Source organism: Pseudomonas sp. B22(2017) (assembly GCF_002113105.1).
Classification (GTDB): Bacteria; Pseudomonadota; Gammaproteobacteria; order Pseudomonadales; family Pseudomonadaceae; genus Aquipseudomonas; species Aquipseudomonas asiatica.
The window spans coordinates 143,054-154,003 of record NZ_NEJN01000007.1; the positions used below are offsets into that span (position 1 = coordinate 143,054).

Below are 10,950 nucleotides of genomic sequence, written 5' to 3' on the forward strand. Positions count from 1 at the left end.
ACCAGAGCATGGCAATCGATACCAACGGTGTGAACCTCAACGACGTGCTCGCGGCGTCGGGTGTAGGCACCAGCACCAAGAAGACCACGGACACCGCATCCAAGACCGGCAACGACTCGCTCGGCAAGGACGCGTTCCTGCAATTGCTGGTCACCCAGATGCAGCACCAGAACCCGCTGGACCCACAGGACAACGGTGAGTTCGTTGCCCAGTTGGCGCAGTTCAGCAGCCTGGAAGGCATTACTTCGCTGAACGAATCGGTCAACTCCATCACCAGCGCCATGGCCTCGTCCCAGGCCCTGCAGGCGTCGTCGCTGGTCGGGCGTTCGGTGGTAGTGCAGAACGACAAGGCCGTGGTCGACACCGCAGAAAGCTTCAATGCGCAGTTCGTCGTGCCGCAAGCCATCGGCGAAGCGAAGATCACCATCAAGGACAAGGACGGCAATACCGTCAAGACCATCGAGCTGGGCGAGCAGAAAGCCGGTTACGCCGATTTCATCTGGGACGGTACCAACAGCAGTGGTGAGAAAGTCGACCCTGGTACTTACACCTTCACTGCCACCACCACGGTGGATGGCAAGTCGGTGCAGATGAACACGCTGTTGCCAGCCAAGGTGACCAGCGTCAGTTTCAGTGCCGCTGGCGAAATGGTGCTCAACCTCGCCGGTGTTGGCAAAGTGTCCCTCTCCGACGTGCAAACCATCGGTATCTAAGGCCCGCTAGAGCGGCAAAAGGAGCGAATTCATGTCTTTCAATATCGGCCTTAGCGGTCTGTACGCAGCAAACAAGCAACTGGATGTCACCGGCAACAACATCGCCAACGTCAACACCAATGGCTTCAAGTCGTCGCGTGCCGAGTTCGCCGATGTCTATGCAGGTTCCAACCGCCTGGGTGTTGGCAAGAACCAGGTGGGTAACGGCGTGCGCCTTGCAGCGGTTTCCCAGCAGTTCACCCAGGGTGACGTCAACACCACCGGCAACGTGCTGGATATGGGGATCCAGGGGCAGGGCTTCTTCGTGCTGTCCGATAACGGCTCGCGCGTGTACACCCGTGCGGGTGCTTTCCAGGCCAGCAAGGACAACTTCGTGGTTACCTCGGACGGCCTGCGCCTGCAGGGCTATGCCGCCGACTCGACTGGCAAGATCCAGAAGGGCGTGCTGACCGATTTGCAGATCGATACGTCGGCGCTGCAGCCAAAGGCAACATCGCTGATCGACCAGGGCATCAACCTGAATTCTTCGGCCGCCGACATCCCGTTGGAAGTGGACGATGGCACTGGCGTGATGGTGCCGAACCTGCCGTTCGATCCTTCCGATCAGACGACTTACACCAAGTCTTTCCCGACCAAGGTGTACGACAGCCAAGGTAACGAGCACACCATGGAGCAGTTCTATCGCAAGACTGGCACCAATGAGTGGACCATGTACACCCTGGTCGATGGGCGCAACCCGTTTTCCCCATCCTCCACCGTGCCGCTGACTGGCACCATCAGCTTCAATAGCGATGGCTCGGTCAAGAGCATGACTGCGGACAATACCGGGCACCCGGCGGGCTCGTCGTTCACCGTGACCAACAATACCTTCACCATGACTGGCTGGGTGCCGGCGGTGGAGGATTCTGCGGGTAACTGGATCTCCAATGGCGCGGTAGGCAATGCCGATGGCATGCGCCTGGCGATGAACAGCACCACTTCCTACAACACCGAGACCGCGCGCATGTCGCAGTCTCAGGACGGCTACGCGACCGGTATCCTGTCGAGCCTGAGCATCGACTCGACGGGTGTGCTGTTCGCCAGCTTCAGCAACCAGCAATCCCGCGCCATTGGCCAGGTGGCCCTGGCCAGCTTCGCCAACGAGCAGGGCCTGCAGCAGATTGGTGGTACCCGCTGGACCGAAACCTACACCTCCGGCATCCCAGGCATCGATGCACCGAAGACAGGTACCCTGGGTAGCGTCGAGTCCAACGCGCTGGAAGGCTCGAACGTGAACCTGACTCAGGAATTGGTCGAGCTGATCAAGGCGCAGAGCAACTACCAGGCGAACGCCAAGACTATCTCCACTGAAAGCACCATCATGCAGACCGTCATCCAGATGGCCTGATGGTTGCTGGCTGAGTGTATGTGGGCGAACCCCTTTGTCATGAAGGGGTTCGTCGTCTTTGCCGGAGGAGTCATGAAAAGGCTGGTTGTCACATTGGTCGCTGCTTTCTGCCTGTACCAGGCCCAGGCCGGTACCGCGCCCTGGTGGCGCTGGGAAAGCCAGGTGGACGGGCGCCTGGTCTGCTCGCAATGGCCGCCGGGGGATGGCTGGAAGAAGTTCGCCGGCCCCTACAGCAACGGCGCTTGCCGCGAGCCTTGAATAAACCTGTACTGGCCTCTTCGCGGGTAAACCCGCTCCACAGGTGTCGCGCTGTGCCTGTGGGAGCGGGTTCACCCGCGAAGAGGCCGGTACAGGTTTGCCGTCATCGGCAACCAAGCGCCGGATAACCGGCGTCCAACACGTCGACTGCCCCCTCGAAAGCCCGTATCCACGGGCTTTTTCATGATTTCGCAAAGTTGGTTCGGAACTTGCTTTCTAGCTCGCATAGCAACGGCGAGCGGCAAACGACCGCCAGTGCAATGGAGGATGACTGTGGACAAGATGCTTTACGTGGCCATGACCGGCGCGAGCCAGAATGCGCTGGCCCAGAAGGCGCACGCCAACAACCTGGCGAACATTTCCACCAACGGTTTCCAGCGAGACCTGGAGCAGGCCCGCTCGATGCCGGTGTTCGGCGACAGCTTTCCGTCGCGCGCCTTTGCCATGACCGAGCGCCCGGCCACCGACTTCAGCGAAGGTCCGATGGTGGAAACCGGCCGCGATCTGGATGTGACGGTGACCGGCAAGGGCTTCATCGCCGTGCAGGCGCCCGATGGCAGTGAAGCCTACGTACGCACCGGCAGCCTGAACATCGATGCCCTTGGTGTGCTGCGTGCCGGCAACGGCATGCCGGTGATCGGCAACGGCGGCCCGATTGCGATTCCGCCAGAGCAGAAGGTCGAAGTCGGCGCCGATGGCACCATCAGCATCCGCTCCATGGGGGAAGACCCGCGCGTGATGGCCGAAGTCGACCGCATCAAGCTGGTCAACCCCGATACCAAAGGCCTGACCAAGGGCCTGGATGGCCTGATCCATACCCGCGACGGCCAGCCGGCAGACGCCGACGTCAACGTGCGGGTGGTGTCGGGCTTCCTGGAAGGCAGCAATGTCAACGCCGTGGAAGAAATGACCTCGGTGCTGGCGCTGTCCCGTCAATTCGAACTGCACGTGAAGATGATGAACGCGGCCAAGGAAGGCGACGAAGCCATGGCGCGTGTTTTGCAAATCGGCTAATCACTTTTGAACGAGTGCCGTAAAACAGGCGCACGAGGAGAACTTACATGCTTCCGGCTCTTTGGGTCGCTAAAACCGGCCTGTCCGCCCAGGACACCAACCTGACGGTCATCTCCAACAACCTGGCCAACGTCTCGACCACCGGCTTCAAGCGTGATCGCGCCGAGTTCCAGGACCTGCTGTACCAGATCAAACGCCAGCCGGGCGCGCAGTCCACCCAGGACAGCGAGCTGCCTTCCGGCCTGCAGGTCGGTACTGGTGTGCGCATCGTCGGCACCCAGAAGAACTTCCAGACCGGCAGCCTGCAAACCACGGAAAACCCGCTGGACATGGCGGTCAACGGCCGTGGTTTCTTCCAGGTATTGCAGCCGGACGGCACCGTTTCGTATACCCGTGACGGTACCTTCCACCTGAACTCCGACGGCCAGATCGTCACCGCCAACGGTTTCGCCCTGGAACCTGCCATCGTCGTGCCGAACGACGCGCAGACCTTCACCGTCGGCCAGGACGGCACCGTGTCGATCACCACCGCCGGCAACCCGGCTGCGCAGGTGATCGGCAACATCCAGACCGCCGACTTCATCAACCCGGCCGGCCTGCAGGCGATTGGCGACAACCTGTTCCTCGAAACCGCCGCCAGTGGCGCGCCGCAAGTCGGCACCCCGGGCCTGAACGGTTTCGGCACCACCCTGCAGCAGACCCTGGAAAACTCCAACGTCAGCACCGTGGAAGAGCTGGTGAACATGATCACCACCCAGCGTGCCTACGAGATGAACTCCAAGGTCATTTCCACGGCTGACCAGATGCTGTCGTTCGTTACTCAACAGCTCTGAAGCAGGCAGCTCTAACCCCGTCACTCCGTTGCACCCGTGAGGTAAGCGTCATGAATCGTCTGTTGTCCGTTTTCGCCCTGGGGGGGGCGGTGTTGCTGGCAGGTTGCGTCGCGCCGACGCCCAAGCCCAACGACCCGTACTACGCGCCGGTACTGCCGCGCACCCCGTTGCCGGCAGCGGCCAACAACGGTTCGATCTACCAGGCCGGCTTCGAGCAGAACCTGTACAGCGACCGCAAGGCGTTCCGGGTGGGTGACATCATCACCATCACCCTCAACGAGCGCACATCGGCCAGCAAGAACGCCGGCTCGCAGATCCAGAAAAACAGCAACGCCAACATCGGCCTGACATCGTTGTTCGGCACTACGCCGAACACCAACAACCCGTTCGGCAGTGGTGACCTGTCGCTGGAGGCCGGCTACAGCGGCGAGCGCGCCACCAAGGGCGACAGCAAGGCCACTCAGGGCAACACCCTGACCGGTTCCATCACCGTGACCGTGGCCGAAGTGCTGCCCAACGGCATCATCGCCGTGCGCGGCGAGAAATGGCTGACCCTGAACACCGGCGAAGAGCTGGTGCGCATCGCCGGCATGATCCGCGCCGACGACATCGCCACCGACAACACCGTGCCGTCCACTCGCGTGGCCGACGCGCGCATCACCTATTCCGGTACCGGCTCGTTCGCCGATGCCAGCCAGCCCGGGTGGCTGGACCGCTTCTTCATCAGCCCGCTTTGGCCTTTCTGAGTACGGATGACCATGTTCAACGTGAGGCAGCTGATTGCCGCAACCCTGCTCCTGTCCTGTGCCTTCGGCGCCCAGGCCGAGCGCCTGAAGGACATCGCCAGCATTTCTGGCGTGCGCTCCAACCAGTTGATCGGTTACGGCCTGGTGGTGGGGCTCAATGGCACGGGTGACCAGACCACCCAGACGCCGTTCACCCTGCAGACCTTCAACAACATGCTGTCGCAGTTCGGCATCAAGGTGCCGGCCGGCTCCGGCAACGTGCAGTTGAAAAACGTTGCGGCAGTGTCGGTGCATGCCGACCTGCCGGCGTTCGCCAAGCCAGGCCAGGTGGTGGACATTACCGTGTCCTCGATCGGTAACTCCAAGAGCCTGCGCGGCGGCAGCCTGCTGATGACCCCGCTCAAGGGTATCGACGGCAACGTCTATGCCGTGGCCCAGGGTAACCTGGTGGTGGGCGGCTTCGATGCCGAGGGCCGTGACGGTTCGAAGATCACCGTCAACGTTCCGTCGGCCGGTCGTATCCCTGGCGGTGCTACCGTCGAGCGTGCAGTGCCGAGCGGCTTCAACCAGGGCAACAGCCTGACCCTGAACCTCAACCGCCCCGACTTCACCACTGCCAAGCGCATCGTCGACAAGGTCAACGACCTGCTCGGCCCGGGCGTGGCCCAGGCCGTGGACGGCGGTTCGGTACGGGTCACTGCGCCGATGGACCCGAGCCAGCGCGTGGACTACCTGTCGATCCTCGAGAACCTCGAGATCGACCCGGGCCAGGCGGTCGCCAAGGTCATCATCAACTCGCGCACCGGCACCATCGTCATTGGCCAGAACGTCAAGGTGTCGCCGGCCGCGGTGACCCACGGCAGCCTGACCGTGACCATTACCGAAGACCCGATCGTCAGCCAGCCGGGGCCGTTCTCCAATGGGCAGACCGCCGTGGTGCCGCGCTCGCGGGTCAACGCCGAGCAGGAAGCCAAGCCGATGTTCAAGTTCGGCCCGGGCACCACGCTGGATGAAATCGTCCGTGCGGTGAACCAGGTGGGCGCAGCGCCCAGCGACCTGATGGCCATCCTCGAAGCCCTGAAACAGGCCGGCGCCCTGCAGGCCGACCTGATCGTGATCTGAGGACGGCGCGGATGAACAGCAAAAGCCTGGTTTCCGGCAGCGCCGACAGCGGCGCCTACACCGACCTCAACCGCCTGAGCTCGCTCAAGCATGGCGATCGCGACAGCGACGCCAACGTGCGCAAGGTGGCCCAGGAGTTCGAGTCGCTGTTCATCAGCGAAATGCTCAAGGCCTCGCGCAAGGCCAGCGACGTGCTGGCCGACGACAACCCGATGAACACCGAAACGGTGAAGCAGTACCGCGACATGTACGACCAGCAGCTGGCCGTGAGCATGTCCCGCGAAGGCGGCGGTATCGGGCTGCAGGACGTACTGGTGCGCCAGCTGTCGAAGAACAAGGGCACGCCGGCCAACACCAGCCCGTTTCCGCGCATCGAGGGCAATGCCCCGACGCTGTGGGGCAACAAGGTGGCCGAGCCCGTGCATGCCGCCCAGTCGACCGCCACCCGCAACGACGTCGCCGCGCTCAATTCGCGACGCCTGGCGCTGCCGAGCAAGCTCACCGACCGCCTGATGGCCGGCATCGTGCCGTCGGCGGCCAGCACCAATACCGCAGCCGTGCCGGCCCGTGACGGCCAGCAGGTGGCCAAGGCCTTTGCCGTGCCGGACAACGGCCTACGCATCCTCGGACGCGCCGTGGCTCAGCCGCCGCTGGCACCGAAAAAGGCCTTTGCCGACAGTGACGAGTTCGTCGCCACCATGCTGCCGATGGCCGAGCAGGCGGCCAAGCGCATCGGTATCGACCCACGCTACCTGGTGGCACAGGCCGCCCTGGAAACCGGCTGGGGCAAGTCGGTCATGCGCAACACCGATGGCAGCAGCAGCCACAACCTGTTCGGCATCAAGGCAACCGGCAACTGGGAAGGTGGCGAGGCGCGGGCGATCACCAGCGAGTTCCGCGATGGCCAGTTCGTCAAGGAGACGGCGGCGTTCCGCTCCTACGATTCCTATCAGGACAGCTTCCACGACCTGGTCAGCCTGCTGCAGAACAATTCGCGCTATCAAGATGCAGTGAAGGCCGCCGATAAACCAGAACAGTTCGTGCAAGAGTTGCAAAAGGCCGGGTACGCCACCGACCCGAATTACGCCAGCAAGATCTCGCAGATCGCAAGACAGATGAAGTCGTACGAGCACTACGCAATGCTCGGTACCGCAACGAAACTTTAAGGGCATGGAACCATGGCGAGTCTGATCAACATTGGTATGTCGGGGCTTGGCGCCGCGCAATCGGGGATGTACACCCTCGGTAACAACATCGCCAACGCCGATGTCGAAAGCTACTCGCGCCAGCAGAACGTGCAGAAGACCAAGGGCGGGCAGCAAGTCGGCCAGGTGTTCATCGGCAGCGGTACTACCCTGGCGGATGTGCGCCGGGTCTATAACGCGTTCCTCGAGAACCAGCTGCGCAGCACCACCTCGCTGAGCAGCGATGCCACCTCGTACCTGAACCAGATCACGCCGCTGGATACCGCCCTGTCGAGTAGCGACACCGGTATCACTGCTGCACTGAAAAGCTTCTTCAGCGCCATGCAGGACGCTGCGGCCAAGCCGAGCGAGGACGCCTCGCGCCAACTGCTGCTGACCAGCGCGCAGTCCCTGGCCAAGCGCTTCAATACCCTGTCGGCGCAGCTCAACCAGCAGAACAGCGACATCAATGCCAACATGGCGTCGATCGCTGACAAGGTCAACGCCCTGACCCAGTCGATTGCCGACCTCAATGGCCAGATCTCCAAGATGACGGCCGTCAATGGCCAGCCCAACGACCTGCTCGACCAGCGCGACGGTGCGGTGCGCGAGTTGTCGGCGCTGATCGGTGCCGACGTTGTAGAACAGAAGAACGGCAACTACGACATCTACCTGAAGAACGGCCAGGCCCTGGTGCTGGGCAACACCACCCAGACCATTGGCGTGCAGCCGAGCGCCACCGACCCGACCCGCATGAGCCTGATCCTCAATCGCGGCTCGACCAAGATGGACATCACCAGCACCACTACCGGTGGTGAACTTGGCGGCCTGATCCGCTACCGCAAGGATACCCTCGACCCGGCGCTCAACGAGCTCGGTCGCGTGGCCCTGGTAGTAGCCGATGCGATCAACAGCCAGCTGGCCCAGGGCATCGACAAGAACGGTGACTTCGGTGCCACCCTGTTCGGCGATATCAACAGCGCCGCTGCCATCAGCCAGCGCAGTGTCGCCAAGACCGGCAACAGCGCCGGCTCCGGCAACCTCGATGTGACCATCAAGGACACTGGCAAGCTGAGTACCAGCGATTACCAGGTGACCTTCACCAGCGCCACTGGCTACAGCGTGCGCAAGTTGCCGGAAGGCACCGACATGGGCAGTTTCGACCTTACCGACACGCCGCCTCCGGTGATCGACGGGTTCACCCTGTCGCTCAATGGTGGCGGCCTGAGTGCTGGCGACAGCTTCAAGATCACCCCGACCCGCAATGCCGCCGCAGGCATCGACACTGTCCTGACCGACCCGAAGCGCCTGGCCTTGGCTTCGCCGCTGACCGCCACCAGTGGATCGGGCAACAAAGGTACCGGCGTCATCACCCAGCCGACGCTGACCTCGGAAATGGACATCTACGATGCCGCCCAGCGTTCGCAATTGCAGACTGGCCTGAAGTATTCGACCCCGGTCAAGCTGGTGTTCGGCGATGACACCAGTTCGCCCCAGGCCTACAAGATGTACGACGCCAAGGGCACCGAAATCGGCAGTGGCACCATCGTGCCGGGGCAGGAGAACAAGTTGCAGCTGTCGGTGCCGATGGTCGATGGCAGCGGCAATTCGCTGGGTGGCAATTTCACCTTCGAGATGAGCGTTTCCGGCGCGCCGAAGAACGGCGACAGCTATACCGTGGCGCTGAGCGGCGCAGGTTCGGCGGACAACCGCAACGCCTTGTCGGTGATCGACCTGCAGACCAAGTCCACGGTCGAGGTTGGCGCCAACGGCAAGGGCATCAGCTTCACCGATGCCTACGCCAAGCTGGTCTCCAATGTTGGCGGCAAGGCCGGCCAGGCGCAGATGGACAGCGATGCCACCACTGCCCTGCATGCCTCGGCAGTGGAAAGCCGCAACGGCCTGTCGGGTGTGTCGATCGATGAAGAGACCGGCAACCTGGTCAAGTTCCAGCAGTACTACACCGCGTCGTCGCAGATCATCAAGGCGGCCCAGGAAACCTTCGCCACCCTGATCAACAGTCTTTAAGGAGCCGTAGATCGTGAGCGTACGCATCTCTACTTCGCAGTTCTACAACACCAACCAGGCCAACTACCAGAGCAACTTCGCCAAGACGGTGAAGAGCCAGCAGGAGGCAAGCGATGGCATTCGCGTGCGTTCGGCCAAGGATGACCCGGTGGGTGCGGCGCGTCTGCTGCAACTGGAACAACAGCAGAACATGCTGAAGCAGTACAGCGGCAACATCGTCAACGTACGTAACGCCCTGGGCACTGCCGAAAGCACCCTGAACTCCATCGGCACCATCCTGCAGCGGGTCAACGAGCTAGCGGTGAGCTCTGGCAACGGTACGTTCACCGATGCCGACCGCAAGGCCAACGCCGACGAACTGGCGTCGCTGGAAGACCAGCTGTTCTCGTTGATGAACAGCAAGGACGAGAACGGCAAGTACATCTTCTCTGGCTCCAAGGGCGATACCCCGCCTTACGCGCGCAATGCCGATGGCACCTACAGCTACCAGGGCGACCAGGGCAAGCTCAACCTGCAGGTGGGTGACATGCTCAGCCTGGCGGCCAATGAAACCGGCTACGACGCCTTCGAGCAGGCGCTCAACACCAGCCGTAGCCAGACCAGCCTGACCGCGCCGGCCACCGACGATGGCCGCGTCAGCCTGTCCAACGGCCAGGTCTCCGGCAACAGCCTGTACAACGATCGCTTCCGCAGTGGCGAGCCATACACCATCGAATTCCTCAGCAGCACCGAATACAAGATCACCGATGTCGACGGCAATGACGTCACGCTCGAGGCCAGCCAGGGCGGCAAGTTCGACCCCAATGGCGACAACACCAGCATCAGCTTCCGCGGTGTCGATCTGCGCCTGGACATCACCTTCAAGGACGGCGACAAGGGTAATGAAGATGCCGCTATCGCAGGGCATACGTTCAACCTGAGTTCCAAGGCCGATGAGGTTTCCGGCACCCGCAGCCCTGGCAATACCTCCTCCGAGCAGGTGACGGGCGCGACCATCACCGATCAGGCTGCCTACAAGGCCGCTTTCCCGGGCGGTGGCGCGGTGCTCAAGTTCACCGGCAGCAGCACCTTCGAGCTGTACGCCGCACCGGTCACTGCTGACAGCCGTCCGGTGGCATCGGGTGCGCTGGGCGGGCCGAACGGCACCACCGCTACCGCGGCAGGGGTCAGCTTCGAGCTGTCCGGCGCACCGAATGCCGGGGACTCGTTCGCGGTCAAGGTCGATACCCACCAGACCCAGAACATCCTCGACACCATCGGCAAGCTGCGTACCGCGCTGACCAGCCCGGTCGACAACGACCCAGTGGCACGGCAGAACTTCCTCGCCGCGCTGGATTCGGCCGTTGGCAACATCGCCAGCGCCACCAACCAGGTGTCGTCGTCGGTCAGTGCGATCGGTGGCCGTGGCCAGGCGCTGGATGTGCAGTCCGAAACCAACGAGGCGCTGAGCACCGAGAACACCAAGACCCAGAGCTCGATCCGCGAAAGCGACCCGGCTGAAGTGATGCTGCGCCTGCAGATGCAGACCAACATGCTGCAGGCTTCGCTGCAGGCCTATGCCAAGGTCGCCAGCTTGTCGTTGGTCAACTACATCTGATTCCACCCCTCTCGCGTCATCCGGTGTGTGCCAGCCCGTTCGGTGCTGGCCACGCCACCTCTTCAAGG

Annotated in this window: 10 protein-coding genes; all 10 read left to right on the top strand. The window is 62.5% G+C overall.

Going from position 1 to position 10,950, the window contains the following annotated elements:
• Window positions 1-8: 8 nt before the first annotated feature.
• The 10 genes from flgD to CAG18_RS16425 all read left to right on the top strand — a co-directional run bounded on the left by flgD (window position 9) and on the right by CAG18_RS16425 (window position 10,882).
• The gene (gene flgD / locus CAG18_RS16380; protein WP_003257261.1) at window positions 9-713 is read left to right on the top strand and encodes a flagellar hook assembly protein FlgD; all 705 of its coding nucleotides are present in this window, start codon (window positions 9-11) and stop codon (window positions 711-713) included.
• A gap of 31 nt (window positions 714-744) precedes the next feature.
• Entirely contained in the window at window positions 745-2,100 is a 1,356-nt protein-coding gene (flgE, locus tag CAG18_RS16385; RefSeq protein ID WP_015271242.1) for a flagellar hook protein FlgE, read from the top strand.
• Window positions 2,101-2,172: 72 nt separating this feature from the next.
• Window positions 2,173-2,358, top strand: a complete 186-nt coding sequence (locus CAG18_RS16390) for a hypothetical protein (protein ID WP_015271241.1) — start codon at window positions 2,173-2,175, stop codon at window positions 2,356-2,358.
• Between the two features lie 273 nt (window positions 2,359-2,631).
• Complete coding sequence (locus CAG18_RS16395) at window positions 2,632-3,372, top strand: flagellar basal body rod protein FlgF (protein ID WP_015271240.1); 741 nt, start codon at window positions 2,632-2,634, stop codon at window positions 3,370-3,372.
• Between the two features lie 47 nt (window positions 3,373-3,419).
• Entirely contained in the window at window positions 3,420-4,205 is a 786-nt protein-coding gene (gene flgG / locus CAG18_RS16400) for a flagellar basal-body rod protein FlgG (RefSeq protein WP_015271239.1), read from the top strand.
• A gap of 50 nt (window positions 4,206-4,255) precedes the next feature.
• Entirely contained in the window at window positions 4,256-4,951 is a 696-nt protein-coding gene (gene flgH / locus CAG18_RS16405; RefSeq protein WP_015271238.1) for a flagellar basal body L-ring protein FlgH, read from the top strand.
• Between the two features lie 12 nt (window positions 4,952-4,963).
• Complete coding sequence (locus CAG18_RS16410) at window positions 4,964-6,073, top strand: flagellar basal body P-ring protein FlgI (RefSeq protein ID WP_015271237.1); 1,110 nt, start codon at window positions 4,964-4,966, stop codon at window positions 6,071-6,073.
• A gap of 11 nt (window positions 6,074-6,084) precedes the next feature.
• Complete coding sequence (flgJ, locus tag CAG18_RS16415) at window positions 6,085-7,239, top strand: flagellar assembly peptidoglycan hydrolase FlgJ (protein ID WP_039612680.1); 1,155 nt, start codon at window positions 6,085-6,087, stop codon at window positions 7,237-7,239.
• A gap of 12 nt (window positions 7,240-7,251) precedes the next feature.
• Window positions 7,252-9,285, top strand: coding sequence for a flagellar hook-associated protein FlgK (flgK, locus tag CAG18_RS16420; protein ID WP_015271235.1), 2,034 nt, complete (start codon window positions 7,252-7,254; stop codon window positions 9,283-9,285).
• A gap of 13 nt (window positions 9,286-9,298) precedes the next feature.
• Window positions 9,299-10,882, top strand: a complete 1,584-nt coding sequence (locus CAG18_RS16425; protein WP_015271234.1) for a flagellar hook-associated protein 3 — start codon at window positions 9,299-9,301, stop codon at window positions 10,880-10,882.
• Window positions 10,883-10,950 lie beyond the last annotated feature (68 nt).

Excerpts from the sequence above, each read along its gene's own strand:
- CAG18_RS16390 (WP_015271241.1), top strand. The coding sequence starts at position 2,173 with ATGAAAAGGCTGGTTGTCACATTGGTCGCTGCTTTCTGCCTGTACCAG.
- flgH (WP_015271238.1), top strand. The coding sequence starts at position 4,256 with ATGAATCGTCTGTTGTCCGTTTTCGCCCTGGGGGGGGCGGTGTTGCTG.
- flgG (WP_015271239.1), top strand. The coding sequence starts at position 3,420 with ATGCTTCCGGCTCTTTGGGTCGCTAAAACCGGCCTGTCCGCCCAGGAC.
- CAG18_RS16410 (WP_015271237.1), top strand. The coding sequence starts at position 4,964 with ATGTTCAACGTGAGGCAGCTGATTGCCGCAACCCTGCTCCTGTCCTGT.
- flgD (WP_003257261.1), top strand. The coding sequence starts at position 9 with ATGGCAATCGATACCAACGGTGTGAACCTCAACGACGTGCTCGCGGCG.
- flgK (WP_015271235.1), top strand. The coding sequence starts at position 7,252 with ATGGCGAGTCTGATCAACATTGGTATGTCGGGGCTTGGCGCCGCGCAA.
- flgE (WP_015271242.1), top strand. The coding sequence starts at position 745 with ATGTCTTTCAATATCGGCCTTAGCGGTCTGTACGCAGCAAACAAGCAA.
- flgJ (WP_039612680.1), top strand. The coding sequence starts at position 6,085 with ATGAACAGCAAAAGCCTGGTTTCCGGCAGCGCCGACAGCGGCGCCTAC.